This is a genomic window from Amycolatopsis sp. NPDC006131, assembly GCF_040614175.1.
Classification (GTDB): Bacteria; Actinomycetota; Actinomycetes; order Mycobacteriales; family Pseudonocardiaceae; genus Amycolatopsis_E; species Amycolatopsis_E tucumanensis.
On record NZ_JBEXTX010000149.1, the window covers coordinates 1 to 15,525 of the forward strand.

The 15,525-nt window shown below is 73.2% G+C and carries 18 protein-coding genes; 12 read left to right on the plus strand and 6 right to left on the minus strand.

What is annotated here, in order from left to right:
- The first annotated feature begins 262 nt into the window (after positions 1-262).
- From ABZ215_RS39915 to ABZ215_RS39925, 3 genes are all read left to right on the plus strand, one after another.
- Positions 263-2,275, plus strand: coding sequence for a neutral/alkaline ceramidase (locus tag ABZ215_RS39915; protein WP_354955849.1), 2,013 nt, complete (start codon positions 263-265; stop codon positions 2,273-2,275).
- Between the two features lie 79 nt (positions 2,276-2,354).
- A complete protein-coding gene (locus ABZ215_RS39920) occupies positions 2,355-3,656 on the plus strand; it encodes an MFS transporter (protein WP_020418492.1) in 1,302 nt (433 codons plus the stop codon).
- On the plus strand, positions 3,653-5,074 hold the full coding sequence (locus ABZ215_RS39925) for an aminotransferase class V-fold PLP-dependent enzyme (protein WP_354955851.1): 1,422 nt from the start codon (positions 3,653-3,655) through the stop codon (positions 5,072-5,074). The genes ABZ215_RS39920 and ABZ215_RS39925 overlap by 4 nt, the downstream gene beginning before the upstream one ends.
- Here the strand turns inward: ABZ215_RS39925 and ABZ215_RS39930 are convergent.
- The 4 genes from ABZ215_RS39930 to ABZ215_RS39945 are packed head-to-tail and all read right to left on the minus strand — an operon-like array spanning position 5,071 to position 7,752.
- Positions 5,071-6,126: a GTP-binding protein gene (locus tag ABZ215_RS39930; RefSeq protein ID WP_354955853.1), complete on the minus strand. Its 1,056-nt coding sequence runs from the start codon at positions 6,124-6,126 to the stop codon at positions 5,071-5,073. The two genes, ABZ215_RS39925 and ABZ215_RS39930, sit on opposite strands and share 4 nt — an antisense overlap.
- Entirely contained in the window at positions 6,123-6,281 is a 159-nt protein-coding gene (gene rpmF, locus ABZ215_RS39935) for a 50S ribosomal protein L32 (protein ID WP_020418489.1), read from the minus strand. Before rpmF ends, ABZ215_RS39930 begins: the two co-directional genes overlap by 4 nt.
- Complete coding sequence (locus ABZ215_RS39940; protein WP_017988074.1) at positions 6,281-6,529, minus strand: type B 50S ribosomal protein L31; 249 nt, start codon at positions 6,527-6,529, stop codon at positions 6,281-6,283. The genes rpmF and ABZ215_RS39940 overlap by 1 nt, the downstream gene beginning before the upstream one ends.
- Positions 6,526-7,752 carry a GTP-binding protein gene (locus ABZ215_RS39945; protein WP_354955855.1) on the minus strand — a complete coding sequence of 409 codons (1,227 nt, stop codon included), beginning with the start codon at positions 7,750-7,752 and terminating at the stop codon, positions 6,526-6,528. Before ABZ215_RS39945 ends, ABZ215_RS39940 begins: the two co-directional genes overlap by 4 nt.
- Before the next feature lie 50 nt (positions 7,753-7,802).
- Here ABZ215_RS39945 and rpmB point away from each other — a divergent pair, with 50 nt between their 5' ends.
- From rpmB to cobA, 6 genes are read left to right on the plus strand one after another with little or no spacing between them, the layout of a single operon-like run.
- Positions 7,803-8,039 (plus strand): 50S ribosomal protein L28, encoded by a 237-nt coding sequence (gene rpmB / locus ABZ215_RS39950; protein ID WP_020418487.1) that lies wholly within the window; start codon positions 7,803-7,805, stop codon positions 8,037-8,039.
- A complete protein-coding gene (rpmG, locus tag ABZ215_RS39955) occupies positions 8,039-8,203 on the plus strand; it encodes a 50S ribosomal protein L33 (protein ID WP_017988077.1) in 165 nt (54 codons plus the stop codon). The genes rpmB and rpmG overlap by 1 nt, the downstream gene beginning before the upstream one ends.
- Positions 8,203-8,508, plus strand: a complete 306-nt coding sequence (rpsN, locus tag ABZ215_RS39960) for a 30S ribosomal protein S14 (protein WP_020418486.1) — start codon at positions 8,203-8,205, stop codon at positions 8,506-8,508. The genes rpmG and rpsN overlap by 1 nt, the downstream gene beginning before the upstream one ends.
- A 5-nt stretch (positions 8,509-8,513) precedes the next feature.
- Complete coding sequence (gene rpsR, locus ABZ215_RS39965) at positions 8,514-8,753, plus strand: 30S ribosomal protein S18 (protein ID WP_354955857.1); 240 nt, start codon at positions 8,514-8,516, stop codon at positions 8,751-8,753.
- A gap of 47 nt (positions 8,754-8,800) precedes the next feature.
- The gene (locus tag ABZ215_RS39970) at positions 8,801-9,187 is read left to right on the plus strand and encodes an ankyrin repeat domain-containing protein (RefSeq protein WP_354955859.1); all 387 of its coding nucleotides are present in this window, start codon (positions 8,801-8,803) and stop codon (positions 9,185-9,187) included.
- 37 nt (positions 9,188-9,224) lie between these two features.
- Complete coding sequence (gene cobA, locus ABZ215_RS39975) at positions 9,225-10,454, plus strand: uroporphyrinogen-III C-methyltransferase (protein ID WP_354955861.1); 1,230 nt, start codon at positions 9,225-9,227, stop codon at positions 10,452-10,454.
- Here cobA and ABZ215_RS39980 read toward each other — a convergent pair.
- Entirely contained in the window at positions 10,442-11,269 is an 828-nt protein-coding gene (locus ABZ215_RS39980) for an alpha/beta hydrolase (RefSeq protein WP_354955863.1), read from the minus strand. The genes cobA and ABZ215_RS39980 overlap by 13 nt on opposite strands.
- 80 nt (positions 11,270-11,349) lie before the next feature.
- Between ABZ215_RS39980 and ABZ215_RS39985 the strand changes: the two genes are divergently transcribed.
- Together ABZ215_RS39985 and ABZ215_RS39990 are read left to right on the plus strand one after the other, a co-directional pair.
- The gene (locus ABZ215_RS39985; RefSeq protein WP_020418482.1) at positions 11,350-12,192 is read left to right on the plus strand and encodes a crotonase/enoyl-CoA hydratase family protein; all 843 of its coding nucleotides are present in this window, start codon (positions 11,350-11,352) and stop codon (positions 12,190-12,192) included.
- Between the two features lie 11 nt (positions 12,193-12,203).
- Complete coding sequence (locus tag ABZ215_RS39990) at positions 12,204-13,907, plus strand: AMP-binding protein (RefSeq protein ID WP_354955865.1); 1,704 nt, start codon at positions 12,204-12,206, stop codon at positions 13,905-13,907.
- A 34-nt stretch (positions 13,908-13,941) separates the two neighbouring features.
- On the opposite strand, the gene ABZ215_RS39995 is transcribed toward ABZ215_RS39990, so the two are convergent.
- Positions 13,942-14,394 carry a hypothetical protein gene (locus ABZ215_RS39995; protein ID WP_354955867.1) on the minus strand — a complete coding sequence of 151 codons (453 nt, stop codon included), beginning with the start codon at positions 14,392-14,394 and terminating at the stop codon, positions 13,942-13,944.
- A gap of 155 nt (positions 14,395-14,549) precedes the next feature.
- Here ABZ215_RS39995 and ABZ215_RS40000 point away from each other — a divergent pair, with 155 nt between their 5' ends.
- The gene (locus tag ABZ215_RS40000; protein ID WP_027935939.1) at positions 14,550-14,747 is read left to right on the plus strand and encodes a hypothetical protein; all 198 of its coding nucleotides are present in this window, start codon (positions 14,550-14,552) and stop codon (positions 14,745-14,747) included.
- The last annotated feature ends 778 nt before the right edge of the window (positions 14,748-15,525 follow it).

Consider the following 15,525-nt stretch of genomic DNA (forward strand, 5'->3'; position numbering starts at 1 on the left):
CGACCCCGATCTTTCAGTGTTCGGTTGCCGAGACACCGCGTCAAGCCGGGAAAGCGTGGCTTGACCTGGTGGCTCGGCAACCGATTTGGCTGGGGATCGGGTTGCGGGAGAGGGGTGGCTCGTGCGGGTTGGCGGCTCGCGTTGCCGGGTGGCGGTGGGGTTTGGCGGTTTGAACCGCCCGATCGAGGGTTGGCAGCGCTGGGCGGACTCCTCTAGGCTCCGTCAAACCTGAAAGGGCTTCACGTCTGGAGGGAGGCCGCCGATGCCGGTGAGCCGCAGGACCGTCCTGGCCGGGGCGGCTGCCGCGCCGCTCGCCGCGGGAGTGCTCGCCACCCCGCAGGCGGCCGCGCAGCAGGGCTATCTCGTGGGCGTCGGCATCTCCGACGTCACCGGGCCCGCGGCCGAGTGCGGCATGATGGGCTACTCCATGCCGCAGCAGCAGACCGCCGGCATCCACCAGCGCACCCGCGCCCGCGCCTACATCGTCGCCGAACCCGGTGGCCGCCGGATCGTGTTCGTCAACGCCGACGTCGGCGCGTTGTTCCAGTCCGTGCACCAAGGGGTGCTGGCCCGCCTCGCCGAGCGGTACGGCGACCTCTACACCGAGCAGAACGTGCTGCTCAACGCCACCCACACGCACGCGGGCTGCGGCGGGTCGTCCTGGTACGCCGCCTACAACCTGTCCATCCTGGGCTTCCAGCGGCAGACCTACGACGCCCAGGTCGACGGCATCACCGAGGCCATCCAGCAGGCGCACGGCAACCTCGCGCCGGGCACGATCAGCCTCGGCCGGACCGAGCTCACCGACGCCAGCGTCAACCGCTCCCGCACCGCCTTCGAGCTGAACCCGCGGGCCGACAAGGACCACTTCCCGCTCGCCATCGACCCGGCCGTCACGGTCCTCCGCTTCCGCCAGGGCGGCCGCGACGTCGGCGCCATCGCCTGGTTCGCCACGCACGGCACCTCGATGACCAACGCGAACAAGCTGATCAGCGGCGACAACAAGGGCTACGCCGCCTACGCCTGGGAACACGGCCGCGGCACCCGCTACCTCGACGGCGAACCGGAGTTCGTCGCCTGCTTCCCGCAGACCAACTCCGGCGACATGTCCCCGAACCTCAACCTCAAGCCCGGCTCCGGCCCGACCGAGGACGAGTTCGAGAACACCCGCATCATCGGCGAACGCCAGTTCACCGCCGCGAAAGCCGCCTTCGACAACGCCACTACAGCCGTCACCGGGCCGCTCGACTTCCGCTTCTGCTACGTGGACATGTCCCGCGTGACCGTGGACGGCCGCTACACGCCGGACGGGCGGCAGCGCACCACGGCCACCGCGGCGATCGGCGTGTCGATGCTCGCCGGCAGCACCGAGGACGGCCCCGGGCTCCCGCTGCCCGAGGGTGTCCGCAACCCCTTCATCGACGCGCTCGGCGGCATGGACGCGCCGATCCCGCAGGCACTGGCCGACGCACACGCGCCGAAGGTGATCGCGGTGCCGTTCGGCGCCATGAAGCCCCACCCGTGGGCCCCGGAGGTGCTGCCGCTGCAGATCCTGCGGCTCGGGCAGCTCCACCTCGTCGCCGGGCCGGCCGAGTACACGATCGTCGCCGGGCTGCGCGTCCGCCGCACCGTCGCCGCCGAGCTGGGCGTGCCGCTGGAGAACGTGATCATGCAGGGCTACGCCAACGCCTACAGCCAGTACGTCACGACCCCCGAGGAGTACGACTCGCAGCAGTACGAGGGCGCGTCCACGCTCTTCGGCCGCTACACGCTGCCCGCATACCAGCAGGAGTTCGCCCGGCTCGCGGCCGCGATGCGGGACGGGGCGAGCGTCCCGCCCGGGCCGCAGCCGCGCGACCTGTCCGGCGACCAGCTCAACTTCCAGCCCGGCGTGGTGGTGGACTCGCCGCCGCTGCTCAAGCGGTTCGGCGACGTGCTCACTGAGCCGCGGAGCAGCTACCGCCGGGGCGAGCAGGTGCTGGTCGAGTTCGTCACCGGCCACCCGAAGAACGACCTGCACCGGAACGGGACGTTCCTGGAGGTCCAGCGCCTGGACGGGGGCACCTGGGTCCGCCACGCCGACGACGGCGACTGGGCCACCAAGTACCGGTGGCGGCGCACCTTCCTGGCCGAGTCCACGGCGACGATCACCTGGGACATCCCGCCGGACACCCCGGTCGGCAAGTACCGCGTGGTCCACTCCGGCGACGCGAAGTCCCTCGACGGCGCGATCACGCCCTTCACCGGCGCCTCCCGGGCGTTCGTCGTCTCATGACGAATTCGCGCCCCGGGCGCTCCCCGGGCCGTGATCGATGACACGATGCGGGCGATCACCGGGTGCAGATCGGAGGACCATGGTCGCCCTACCGGCCAAGACCAGGCTCGGCTACTCCGCCGGGTCGTTCGTCACCGGCGCGTTCGGCACGGTGCCCGGGCTGCTGCTGTTGCCCTACCTCACCGACACGATGGCGGTGCCGGGTGCGGTCGCCGGGGCCATCGTGCTCGTGCCCAAGGCGTGGGACGTGCTGTTCAACCCGGTCGCCGGGCGGCTGTCCGACGCCAGCCTGAACCGCCGGGGGAGCAGGCGCCCGTTCCTGCTGTTCGGCGGGCTCGGCGTCGCGGTGCTGTTCGCCGCGATCTTCGCCCACCCCGGCTTCGGCAGCACCCCGCTGGACGCCGGGTACGTGGTGCTCGCGTTCTTCCTCTGCGCTACCGCGTTCGCCTTCTTCCAGGTGCCCTACAACGCGCTGCCCGCCGAGCTGACGGACAACTACCACGAGCGCACCCGCCTGACCAGCTGGCGCATCGGCCTGCTCGCGATCGCGATCCTGGTCTCCGGCGGCGGCGCCCCCGAGATCACCAACCAGGTCGGCGGCGTCAGCGGCTACCGCGTCATGGGGATCGTGATGGGCGCGATCATGGTGCTCGGCACCATCGCGGTGTTCCTCGGCACCCGCGGCGCGCCGGTGGGCAACCTGCGCCCGCCGACGCCCGGCTGGCGCGAGCTGCTCGCCACGATGCGCCAGTGGCGCGCCTTCCGGTGGCTGCTGGGCGTCTACTTCGTCCAGTCGCTCGGCCTGGCCACCCTGCTGGCCGGGGTCAACTACGCGTCCCGGTACGTGTTCGGCGACGCGGACCTGCAGACGTACCTGTTCGTCGGGTTCGTGCTGCCCGCACTGGTCACCATGCCGCTGTGGCCGCGCATCGGCGCGCGCTGGGGCAAGCTGACGGGCTTCCGGTTCGCCTGCATCGCCTTCGGCGTCGCGTGCGCGGGCCTGTGCGCGGCGCTGGTGCTGCCGGTCGGCGTGTCGTTCGTGTTCGTCGCGCTCGCCGGGGTCGGCTACGCCGGGATCCAGGTGTTCCCGCTGGCGATCCTGCCCGACCTGATCAGCGCCGAGGAGGAGCGCACCGGCGCCACCAGGGCCGGCATCACCGCCGGCGTGTGGACCGCGTCGGAGACGCTCGGCCTGGCGCTGGGACCGGGCCTGTTCGGGCTGGTGCTGACCGCGGGCGGGTACGTGTCCAGTGTGGACGCCTCCGCGGCGCAGCCGGGCAGCGCGGTCACCGCGATCCTGCTCGGGTTCGCGCTGCTGCCCGGGATCCTCGTGCTGGCGGGCCTGCCGCTGCTGCGCCGCTCGATCCTGGAGCCGCGATGAGGCCCGCCCGCGAGGTGCTCGCCGAGCTGCGGGAGCTGCGGGCCGGTGACCTGCCCACCCACGGCGGCCGCACCCTGGCCTACGTCTACGACAGCGGACTGTCCGGTGTGGACGAACTGGCCGCGCAGGCGCACGCGCTCGCCTCCTCCGCCAACGGCCTCGACCCGACCGCGTTCCCCAGCCTGCGCCGCCTGGAAAACGACCTGGTCGCCGCCACCGCGCGCCTGGTGGGCGGCACGCCGTCCACGGTCGGGGCGGTGACCTCCGGCGGCACCGAGTCGTGCCTGCTCGCGGTGCTCGCCGCGCGCGAGGGCCGCCCCGGCGTCGCCGAGCCGAGCGTGGTGCTGCCCTCGACCGCGCACGCCGCGTTCCACAAGGCCGCGCACCTGTTCCGGGTGCGGCCGGTCGTCGTGCCGGTCGACCCGGTCACCTTCCGCGCCGACGCCGACGCCATGGCCGCCGCGATCGACGACACGACGGTGCTCGTGGTCGCCAGCGCCCCGTCCTACGCACATGGCGTGATCGACCCGGTCGCGCCGATCGCCGCCGCGGCCGCCGGGCGCGGGGTGCGGATGCACGTGGACGCCTGCATCGGCGGCTGGGTCCTGCCGTACTTCCGCCGTCTCGGCAGGCCGGTGCCCGAGTTCGGGTTCGGCGTCGAGGGCGTCACCAGCGTCTCGGTCGACCTGCACAAGTACGCCTACTGCCCCAAGGGCGTGTCGGTGCTGCTGCACGCCGACGCGGAGCTGCGGCGCGGGCACTACTTCGCCAGCGCCGACTGGCCCGGCTACACGATGCTCAACAGCACCATCCAGTCCACCCGCTCGGGCGGGCCGCTCGCCGCCGCGTGGGCCGTGGTGCAGCACCTCGGCGACGACGGCTACTCCGAACTCGCCCGGCAGACCCTGGCCGCGGTGACGGCCATCGCCGAGGGCATCCGGAGCATCGACGGGCTGCGGCTGCTCGCCGAACCGGACTCGACCCTGATCGCGCTCACCGCCGACGACGACGGCATCGACCTGTTCACGGTCGCCGACGAGATGCGGGTCCGCGGCTGGTACGTGCAGCCGCAGTTCGCGCACGGGTCCTCGCCGGTGAACCTGCACCTCACGGTCACTGCCGCGAACCGGGGCGGCGAGGCCGGGTTCCTCGCCGACCTCGCCGCCTCGGTCGCCGCCGCCCGGGAGGCCGGGCCGGTGGCGGTGGACGAGAACGTGGCCGCGTTCGTCGCCGCGCTGGACCCGGACACGCTGACCGGCGAGCAGTTCGAGGGCCTGCTCACCGCCGCGGGCATGGGCGGCGGCGCGGGGCTGCCGGACCGGATGGCCGGGATCAACGCCCTGCTCGGCGCCGCTGCCCCGGCCCTGCGGGAACGGCTGCTGCGCGAGTTCCTCGGGATGCTGTACCGGCCGGGCTAGTGCGCCGCGTGGTCGTGCAGTTCCCACGCGGGGAACGGGTCCGGGCCGGCTTCCTCGCCGAGGCAGCTCTCCAGCGCCGCTCTCAGCGCCGTGTGGTCCAGGCCCGTCCCGATGAACACCAGCTCCTGCCGCGCCGGCCCGCTGCCCTGCGGTTCGAACCGCGCCACCGACCCGGCCTGCGACCACAGACCCACCACCCCGGGACGGGACGCGAGCGCGAAGAACCCCTTGGAGCGCAGCACCTTCCCGAACCGGCCGGAGTCCAGCTCCCGCGTCACGAACGACCACAGCCGCTCCGGCGCGAACGGCCGCGCGGCCCGGAACACGACGCTGGAAATGCCGTACTCCTCGGTCTCCGGCACGTGGTCGCCGTTCAGCTCCGCCACCCAGCCGGGCGCCTGCTGGGCCCGCTCCAGGTCGTAGCGGCCGGTCCCGAGCACCTCCCGCACCGGCACCTTCCCGAAGCTGGCGCGGATCACCTTCGCCGCCGGGTTGAGCCGCCGTAGCAGCGCCTCCAGCCGGACCAGGTCGTCGTCGCCGACGAGGTCGGTCTTGTTCAGCAGCAGCACGTCGGCGAACTCGACCTGGTCGATCAGCAGGTCGCTGACGGTCCGCTCGTCGCCCTCGTACTGGTCCAGCGACCGCTCGGCCAGGCCGTCCCCGGCGTCCAGCTCGCGGGCGAAGTTCAGCGCGTCCACCACCGTCACCATGGTGTCCAGCCGCGCCCGCGGCAGGAACGTGAACGTCGCCGCGACCGGCATCGGCTCGGAGATCCCGCTCGACTCGATCAGCACGTGGTCGAACCGGCCCTCGTCGCAGAGCCGGCCCACCTCCTCCAGCAGGTCGTCCCGCAGGGTGCAGCAGATGCACCCGTTGGTCATCTCGACCAGGCGCTCTCGCGTGCGGACGAGCGCGGCGTCGATGTTGACCTCGCTCATGTCGTTGACGATCACCGCCACCCGCGTGCCTTCGGTGTTGCCCAGCACGTGGTTGAGCAGCGTCGTCTTGCCCGCGCCGAGGAACCCGGACAGGACGGTGACCGGGAGCGTCACCGTGCCAGCCGGTGGAAGTGCCCGAGCAGCTTGCGCGGCACGAGCTGCTCCTTGCCGTCGATCACCACCGGCACCAGGTCCGGCTTCACGGCCTTCCACTGGGCGCGGCGGTGGCGGGTGTTGCTGCGGGACATCTTGCGCTTGGGAACGGCCATCACTTCCGCCTTCCGTAACGGCGGTGGAACTTCTCCACCTGGCCCGCGGTGTCCATGATCCGGCGCGCGCCCGTCCAGAACGGGTGCGACCACGCGCTGACGTCGACGAGCACGAGCGGGTAGGTGTTGCCGTCGCTCCACTCGATCGTCTTGTCCGAGGTGATCGTCGAGCGCGTAAGGAACGCGTCCCCGGTCGCGGTGTCCTGGAACACCACCGGGTGGTAGTCGGGGTGGATGCCGGGTTTCACTGCTTCTCCGTTCCGGACGTGACGTTCACGTCCTGCGTCTCGTCGGTTTCTTCGCACGGCTCCTCGTGCCAGGCGCCGAACGGGTCGTCGTAGGTCAGCCACTCCCGCTGCCCGGCCGCGAGCTCGGCGTCGGTGAGCAGCGCGCCGGACAGGGCTTCCTCGATCTCGGCCGGCGTGGCCTGATCGGTGACGACGAAGATCTCCGAGGCCCGGTCGCCGAACACCGGGTGCCAGCGCAGGGACGCCAGCGTCCGCCGCTCCGGCGACACGTCCGTCCACGCCGGACCGTCCGGCGCGTCCAGCCACGGCCCGGCGTGCCCGACCCCGAGGCCGCCGCCCGCGGACTCCAGCCACAGCGCCATGTCCGGCTGGCTGGCCACCCACACCCGGCCCCGGGTCCGCACCACCCCGTCGAGCAGCACGTCCAGCGCGTCGTGGAGGCGTTCCGGGTGGAACGGGCGCTGCGCGGTGAACAGCAGCGTCGCCACGCCGCAGTCCGCGCCAAGCGGCGGCTCGCCGTGCAGCAGCGGGCCGTGCATGTCGGTCACCTCGCCGCGCCGCGCGTCCGGGGGCACGTCGGCCAGGCGCGAGGTGCGCAGGGCCGCCGGGGCGACCCGGTCGAGGACGGCCGCGGTCTTCGCGTCGGTCCAGGCGTCGGCCGTGCCGGTCAGCACGAGCACGTCGGCGAACTCGGCCTGGGACAACGCGACCTGCGCGACCGTGCGCTCGTCGTCCTGACTGGCCTGCAGCCCGCGCTCCTCCAGGGTGTCGTCGCCAATCGCGTCGGCCAGCCAGGAGCCGCGGTCCAGCACCGTGTGCACGCCGTCGATCGCCACGAAGTCGCTCACCGGCCGGTCGCCGACGAGGACGTGCCGGATCGCCCAGCAGACCGGTTCCGGCTCCATCGCCTCGTCCAGCCGCACCACGATGTGCCGCACGCCGGGCGTGCCGGCGAGGCGGCGCAGCAGCGGGAGCAGGTCCTCCCGCAGGGTGCAGGACACGCAGCCGTGCGCGAGTTCCAGGACGGTCGTCTCGTCGCGGTCGCCCAGCCGCAGCCGCCGCCGCACGACGCCGCCGCGGATCTCGCGCAGGTCGTGGTGCACGACCGCGGTGCCGGGCCGGGCCGCGCGGGCCTGTTCGGCGAGGTCCGCGGTGGCGGCCGGGACGAGGCCGCTGATCAGGGTGAGGGGCACCCGGGTGGTGCCGGTCGTTTCGGGATCCACGCGTTGTAGAGTAGGTGATAATGAAAATCGATACCAACTAGGGAGGGTGGATGTCGGCGGTCTGCCAGGTCACCGGCCGCAAGCCGGGCTTCGGCAAGCAGGTGTCCCATTCGCACCGGCGGACCTCGCGGCGGTGGGACCCGAACGTCCAGCGGCGGCGCTACTGGGTGCCGTCCGAGGGCCGCTGGGTCACGCTGCGGGTCTCGGCGAAGGGCATCAAGACGATCGACAAGCGCGGGATCGACGCCGTGGTGGCCGAACTGCGCGCCAAGGGGGTGAAGCTGTAGTGGCCCGCAACGACGTCCGGCCGATCATCAAGCTCCGCTCGACCGCGGGGACCGGCTACACCTACGTTACGAGGAAGAACCGGCGCAACGACCCGGACCGGATGGTGCTGCGCAAGTTCGACCCGGTGGTGCGCCGCCACGTCGAGTTCCGGGAGGAGCGCTGATGGCGAAGAAGTCGAAGATTGCCCGCAACGAGCAGCGACGCGCCGTCGTGGCCCGCTACGCCGAGCGCCGGGCCGAGCTGAAGGCGGTGGTGTCCTCGCCGAAGTCCACACCGGACGAGCGGGCGGCCGCGGTGGTGGCGCTGCAGAAGCTGCCCCGCGACTCCAGCCCCACGCGGCTGCGCAACCGCGACACCGCGGACGGCCGCCCGCGTGGCTACTTCCGCAAGTTCGGGCTGTCCCGGGTGCGGCTGCGCGAGATGGCCCACCGCGGCGAGCTGCCCGGCGTGTCGAAGTCGAGCTGGTAAGCGCCGTGCCCAAGTACGTCAAGGACCGGCCCGGCCGCCGTCGCCGCAACCTGCTCGCCGAGGCGGACGTGTCCGTTGTGGACTGGAAGGACGTGGACCTGCTGCGCAAGTTCATCTCCGACCGCGGCAAGATCCGCGCCCGCCGGGTGACGGGCCTGTCGCCCACGCAGCAGAAGCAGGTGGCCCAGGCCATCAAGAACGCGCGCGAGATGGCCCTGCTGCCGTACCCCTCGTCGGCGCGCTGACCTAGTGCGGGCCGTCCGGCCGGACGGCCCGCACTAGGCTCGATGTCATGAGCGAGCCGTCCGACGAGATGATCGAGCTGTGGAGCCGGGTGTTCCAGATGGCCCGGGAGGGGCAGACGGAGACGCTGGCGGCCTACGTCGACGCCGGCATCGCGGTCAACCTGACCAACGACCGCGGCGACACGCTCGTGATGCTGGCCGCCTACCACGGCCACGCCGGGACGGTCAAGGCGCTGCTCGACCGGGGCGCCGACCCGAACCGGCTCAACGACCAGGGCCAGAGCCCGCTGGCGGGCGCGGTGTTCAAGAACGACCCGGACGTCGTCAAGGCGCTGCTGGCGGGAGGCGCCGACCCGGCGGCGGGCACCCCGTCGGCCGTGGACACCGCGCGCATGTTCGGCAATACGGAGTTGCTCACACTCCTGCAACCCTGAGGTGTTTTCGCGGCACCCAGCAGGCATGCTTGTCCGCATGCCTGAAGACCAGCACTACCTCGTCGGCCTCGACCTCGCCGGGCGGCGCGTGGTGCTCGTCGGCGGCGGCACCGTCGCCCAGCGCAGACTGCCCCGCCTGATCAGCGCCGGCGCCGCGGTCGAGCTGATCTCGCCGTCCACCACCCCGGCCGTCGGCGGCATGATCGACGCCGGCGAGGTGGTCTGGCACCAGCGCCGCTACGCCGACGGCGACCTCGACGGCGCCTGGTACGTCCTGGCCTGCACTGACGACCCCGAAGTGAACGCCGCGGTGTGCGCGGAGGCCGAGCGCCGCCGCATCTTCTGCGTGCGCGCCGACGCCGGCATCGAGGGCACCGCCGTGACCGCCGCGGTCGGCCGCCACGAGGGGCTGGTCGTGGGCGTCCTCTCCGGCGGCCAGCCGCTGCGCTCGGCCGCGGTGCGCGACAACATCGTCGAGGCCCTGCACACCGGCGCGATCGCCGACGACATCACCCCGCCCGACGCCGCCGAGCTGCCCGGCGTGGCGCTCGTCGGCGGCGGCCCAGGCGACCCGGAGCTGATCACCGTCAAGGGCCGCAGGCTGCTGGCCCGCGCCGACGTCGTGGTCGCCGACCGGCTGGCCCCGCGCGAGCTGCTCGACGAGCTGCACCCGGACGTCGAGGTCGTGGACGCTGCCAAGATCCCCTACGGCCGCGCCGCCAGCCAGGACTTCATCAACGCCACCCTGATCGAGCACGCCAAGGCGGGCAAGTTCGTGGTCCGCCTCAAGGGCGGCGACCCGTACGTGTTCGGCCGCGGCTTCGAGGAGCTGCTCGCGTGCGCCGAGGCGGGCGTGCCGGTGACCGTGGTGCCGGGCATCACCAGCTCGATCGCCGGTCCCGCGGCGGCCGGGGTGCCGGTCACCCACCGCGGGGTCGCCCACGAGGTCGTCGTGGTGTCCGGGCACGTCGCGCCGGACCACGAGAACTCCCTGACCGACTGGTCGGCCCTGGCGAAGCTGCGCGGCACGATCGTGCTGATGATGGGTGTGGAACGGCTCGGCCAGTTCGCCGCCGCGCTGCTCGACGGCGGCCGCCCCGGCGACACGCCGGTCGCGGTCGTGGAGAACGGCACCATGCCGACCCAGCGGGTGCACCGCTTCACCCTGGCCACCGCGGCCGAGGACGCCAAGGCCGCCGGGGTGCGCCCGCCCGCGGTGATCGTGATCGGCCCGGTCGCCGGCCTGCTGCCGGATCAGCTCCGGTAGCAGCGCCGCACGAAGTCGAGGATCGCCGCGGTCAGCCGCTGCGGGTCGAACCGCAGCTCGACCGGGCTGCGCGCCTGCACGAACTCCGCCGCGGGCAGGTCGGCGGCCAGCGTGTCGGCATCGCCGAACGGGTGAACCGGGTCGCGCTGGTGCCCGATCACCAGCGCGGGCACCTCGATCCGCTTGCGCACCGACCGCGGCGGCGCGATCCGGCCGAAGAACACGCCGTGCAGCAGCGCCGCCATCGACGCCGGGCGCTGGTCGAGCGTGTCGGTGACGACGTCCACCCACTGGCTGCCCTGCGGCACCAGGCCGGCCACCTTCGCCACCGCCTGCACCCCGAACGGCACGAACCGCGCCGCGAACAGCAGCGGTGTGAACGCCAGCAGCCCGGCGACGATCGCGTTGTCCAGCACCGGCATCTCCACCACGACCCCGCGCAGCCGCTCCGGCGCCTTGACCGCCGCCTCCAGCGCAACGTTCGCGCCGAGCGACGTCCCGCCGACCACGGCCCGGTCCACGTCCAGGTGGTCCAGCAGCGCCAGCACCTGGTCGCCGAACGCCGGGATCGAGTAGTGCCACGACTCGCTCGGCCGGTCGGAGTCGCCGTGCCCGAGCAGGTCCAGCGTGACGACCCGGAACCCCTCGGCGGCCAGCCCTCGCGCCAGCGGCGCGTGCATCCGCCGGGTGAACATCAGGCCGTGGGCGAGCACGACCACGCGGTCGCCGGTGCCGAACTCGGTGTAGCAGAGGCGGTGGCCCTCGAAGGTGAACGCGGCGGCCAGTCCGGTGGTCTCCAGGGGACGGGTCAGCATGACGATCAGGAAACCACCCGCCGGGCGTCCCCGCACAGGCTTGTGCGCGGGATCGTGTCCGGATGCGTCAAGATGGCCGCATGACTGACACCGCCGACAAGCTCCCGGACCTGGTCTCGCTCGCCGTCGAGCGAACCGGGCCGGTCGCCCGCGTGACCCTGCTCGGGCCGGGCAAGGGCAACGCGATGGGCCCGGACTTCTGGCGCGAGCTGCCGATCGTGTTCCGCACCCTGGACGCCGATCCCGCAGTACGGGCGATCGTGCTGACCGGCAGCGGGAAGAACTTCTCCTACGGCCTCGACCTGCCCGCGATGATGGGCGGCTGGGCGCCGCTGCTCGCCGGCGACGCCCTGGCCGGCCCGCGCACCGAGTTCCTCCGCGAGATCCGGGTCCTGCAGGACAGCGTCACCGCCGTGGCGGAGTGCCGCACCCCGGTGATCGCCGCCGTGTCCGGCTGGTGCATCGGCGGCGGCGTCGACGTGATCGCGGCCGCGGACGTGCGGCTGGCCAGCGCGGACGCGAAGTTCAGCGTGCGCGAGGCGAAGGTCGCGATCGTGGCGGACCTGGGCAGCCTGCAGCGGCTGGCCGGGATCATCGGCGAGGGCCACCTGCGTGAGCTCGCCCTGACCGGCAAGGACATCGACGCCGCGCGCGCGGAGCGGATCGGGCTGGTCAACGACGTGTACGCCGACCAGGACGCCGTGCTGGCCGCGGCCGACGAGCTGGCTCGCGAGATCGCCGCCAACCCGCCGCTGGTCGTGCAGGGCGTCAAGGAGGTGCTCTCGCTCAACACCGAGCGGCAGGTCAGCGACGGGCTGCGTTACGTCTCCACCTGGAACGCGGCCTTCCTGCCCAGCAAGGACATCCAGGAAGCGGTGCGGGCGTTCATGGAGCGCCGGGCGCCCGAGTTCACCGGCGAGTGAGGAGCAAGGCCATGAGCAACGCCGCTCACCAGCAGTTCCGCGAGGCGCGCGACTTCCTGCTCGCGCACCGCGAGGACTACGACACCGCCTACCGCGAGTTCGCCTGGCCGGAACTGGACGAGTTCAACTGGGCGCTGGACTGGTTCGACGTGGTCGCCGCAGATCCGGCCAACGCGGAGAAGTACGCGCTGTGGATCGTCGAGGAGGACGGCGGCGAGGGCTGCTGGACCTACCCGGAGATGTCCCGCCGCTCCAGCCAGGTCGCGAACTGGCTGCGCGGCCTCGGCGTCCGCCGCGGCGACCGCCTGATCCTCATGCTCGGCAACCAGGTCGAGCTGTGGGAGACGATCCTCGCCGCGATCAAGCTCGGCGCGGTGATCATCCCGGCGTCCACCCTGCTCGGCGCGGCCGACCTGCGCGACCGCGTGGACCGCGGCAACGCGCGGCACGTCGTGGTCCGGTCGGCGGACGTCGAGAAGTTCGCCGAGGTCGCCGGCGACTACACCCGCATCGCGGTGGGGGAGCGGGCCGAGGGCTGGCACTCCTTCGCCGACGCCTATTCCGCGGAGGAATCGTTCACGCCGGACGCACCGACCGCCGCGACCGACCCGCTGCTGCTGTACTTCACCTCCGGCACCACGGCCAAGCCGAAGCTGGTGCAGCACACGCACGTGTCCTACCCGGTCGGGCACCTGTCCACGATGTACTGGATCGGGCTCGAACCCGGCGACGTGCACCTGAACATCTCCTCGCCCGGCTGGGCGAAGCACGCGTGGAGCAACGTGTTCGCGCCGTGGAACGCCGAGGCGACGGTGTTCCTGTTCAACTACACGCGCTTCGACGCCGGCGCGCTGATGGCGCAGATGCAGCGGTGCGGGATCACGAGCTTCTGCGCGCCGCCGACGGTGTGGCGGATGCTGATCCAGGCCGACCTCGGCGCGCTGGAGACGCCGCCGGTCAAGGTGGTCGGCGCGGGCGAGCCGCTCAACCCGGAGGTGATCGACCAGGTCCGCAAGGCGTGGGGCGTCACGATCCGGGACGGGTTCGGGCAGACCGAGACCAGCGTGCAGATCGCCAACACGCCCGGCCAGGAGGTCAAGTCCGGGTCGATGGGCCGCCCGGTGCCCGGGTTCAAGGTCGTGCTGGTCGACCCGGTGAGCGGGCAGCCAGCCGAGGAGGGCGAGATCTGCCTCGACCTGACCGAGCGGCCGGTGGGGCTGATGGTCGGTTACGCCGACGACGAGGAGCGGACCGCGGAGGCGTTCCGCGGCGGCTACTACCACACCGGCGACGTCGGCTCGGTCGACGCGCGCGGCTACATCACCTACGTCGGCCGCACCGACGACGTGTTCAAGGCGTCGGACTACCGCATCTCGCCGTTCGAGCTGGAAAGCGTGCTGCTCGAACACGAGGCGGTCGCCGAGGCCGCGGTGGTGCCCGCGCCGGACCCGATCCGGCTCGCGGTGCCCAAGGCCTACGTGGTGCTCGCGGCCGGGCACGAGCCGGACGCGGCCACGGCGGAGAGCATCCTGGCGTTCTGCCGGGAGCACCTGGCGCCGTACAAGCGGATCCGGCGGCTGGAGTTCGCCGAGCTGCCGAAGACGATCTCGGGCAAGATCCGCCGCGTCGAGCTGCGCGGCAAGGAACAGGCCGCGCCGGACTCCCGTCCGGCCGGCGAGTTCCGCGAGGACGACTTCCCGGGGTTGAAGGGCTGAGCGCGGGCCGCCCCCGGTTCGCGGCCGGGGGCGGCTACTCCGCTTCGGTGACGCGGGCGAAGACGGTGTCCTCGCCGCGGCTGCACGTGGTGCCGCCCTGGGACGCGGGCGGGCCGGAGACGCACAGCCAGCCGTCGACGGTCTCGCTCACCGGACGGCCCGACCCGGCGGGCTGCCGCCCGGCGATCGCCCGCTGGAACCGGGTCACCAGGTCGGTGGCCTGACCGCAGCTCAGGCTGCTCGTCGAGGTCTCCATGACCTGCAGGGTCAGGCCGCTCGCGGCCGGCACGGTGCCGCAGCCGTCCGCGCGTGCCCCGGTCGTGGTGGGCGACGTGCTCGGCGCGGGGGTGGCCGTGCTCGCCGGGACGCTCGCGGGGGCACTCGCGGGGACGCTCGTCTGGGGTGCGACGCCGGGCGTGGCGGAGCAGCCGGCCAGGACGCCGGCGGACAGGAGCAGCAGCGGCAGGACGCGGCGGGGTGCGGTCATCAGTGGTTGCCTCCTCGGCGGGAAAGTACCGTGGCTTCGGCGAAATCGCAGGCAGGACGCGCCCGGCGAGGCTCCACTGTGGACGATGATCCACCGGCCGGGTGAATAGTTGGCAGGCGGCTAACACTTCGCCCGCCTCGCGCGACACCACAGTCGTGTTGAGCACCGAGACCGAGACGGATCCGCTTCCGACCGCCCCCTGCTCCGTCGTGTGGAGCCAGGGCCGCCCGTACGTCCTCGAGGCGGGGGCCGGGACCCTGCGCTGGGTGGGCACCGACCACCTGGGCCGCCCACTCACCCTCACCGGCGACGAACTCCGCCGCCGCGGCTGGACGCACCGCCGCGCGGGCTGACACCCCGCGCGCGAGGTCCGGCGGAGCCGGGCTCCGAGAGCGGTCGCGGGGCGACGGTCTCGCCCGGCTGCCCGGCCTGCTGCCCGGGCGGGAGGCCGGGATCGCGCGATTGCCGAGGCTGCTCGCCGCCAGCGGCCCGCGGGCAGCGGCCGCGAGCCCGGTCGGACTGCGGGAACAGGCCGCGAGCCCGGTCGGGTTCCACGAGCGGTCGCGGGCCGAGCGCCTCGCCCGGCCGCCCGGCCTACCGCCGAGGTGCGAGGCCGGGTATGCGCGGTTGCCGAGGTTGCTCGCCGTTGGCGGCCCGCGGGCAGCGGTCGCGAGCCCGGTCGGGTTCGGCGAATGGTCGCAGGTCGAGCGCCTCGCCCGTCGGCCTGCGGGCAAAGGCCGCGAGCTCGGTCGGGCTCCACGAGCGGCCACGGGTCGAGCGCCTTGCCCGGCTGCCCGGCCCGCCGCCGAGGCGGGAGGCCGGGATCGCGCGGTTGCCGAAACTGCTCGCCGCCGGCGGCCCGCGGGCAGCGACCGGAGCCCGGTCGGGTTCCGCGAATGGCCCGGGCCGAGCGCCTCGCCCGGCTGCCCGCGGGCACGGGCCGCAAGCCCCGAATGGTTCCACGGCCGCTGTATGCCCGGCGGGGCCGAGCCCGCTTCGCGAACCGGCCAGCCCCAAGGCGGCAGCCCTAAGCCGCCAGCCCCAAGCCGCCGGGCCCGAGCCGCCGGGCCCGAGCCGCCGGGCCCGAGCCGCCGGGCCCGAGCCGCCGGGCCCGAGCCGCCGGGCCCGAGC

Excerpts from the sequence above, each read along its gene's own strand:
- ABZ215_RS39915 (WP_354955849.1), top strand. The coding sequence starts at position 263 with ATGCCGGTGAGCCGCAGGACCGTCCTGGCCGGGGCGGCTGCCGCGCCG.
- ABZ215_RS39920 (WP_020418492.1), top strand. The coding sequence starts at position 2,355 with ATGGTCGCCCTACCGGCCAAGACCAGGCTCGGCTACTCCGCCGGGTCG.
- ABZ215_RS39925 (WP_354955851.1), top strand. The coding sequence starts at position 3,653 with ATGAGGCCCGCCCGCGAGGTGCTCGCCGAGCTGCGGGAGCTGCGGGCC.
- rpmF (WP_020418489.1), bottom strand. The coding sequence starts at position 6,281 with ATGGCCGTTCCCAAGCGCAAGATGTCCCGCAGCAACACCCGCCACCGC.
- rpmB (WP_020418487.1), top strand. The coding sequence starts at position 7,803 with ATGTCGGCGGTCTGCCAGGTCACCGGCCGCAAGCCGGGCTTCGGCAAG.
- rpsN (WP_020418486.1), top strand. The coding sequence starts at position 8,203 with ATGGCGAAGAAGTCGAAGATTGCCCGCAACGAGCAGCGACGCGCCGTC.
- ABZ215_RS39970 (WP_354955859.1), top strand. The coding sequence starts at position 8,801 with ATGAGCGAGCCGTCCGACGAGATGATCGAGCTGTGGAGCCGGGTGTTC.
- cobA (WP_354955861.1), top strand. The coding sequence starts at position 9,225 with ATGCCTGAAGACCAGCACTACCTCGTCGGCCTCGACCTCGCCGGGCGG.
- ABZ215_RS39980 (WP_354955863.1), bottom strand. The coding sequence starts at position 11,269 with ATGCTGACCCGTCCCCTGGAGACCACCGGACTGGCCGCCGCGTTCACC.
- ABZ215_RS39985 (WP_020418482.1), top strand. The coding sequence starts at position 11,350 with ATGACTGACACCGCCGACAAGCTCCCGGACCTGGTCTCGCTCGCCGTC.
- ABZ215_RS39990 (WP_354955865.1), top strand. The coding sequence starts at position 12,204 with ATGAGCAACGCCGCTCACCAGCAGTTCCGCGAGGCGCGCGACTTCCTG.
- ABZ215_RS39995 (WP_354955867.1), bottom strand. The coding sequence starts at position 14,394 with ATGACCGCACCCCGCCGCGTCCTGCCGCTGCTGCTCCTGTCCGCCGGC.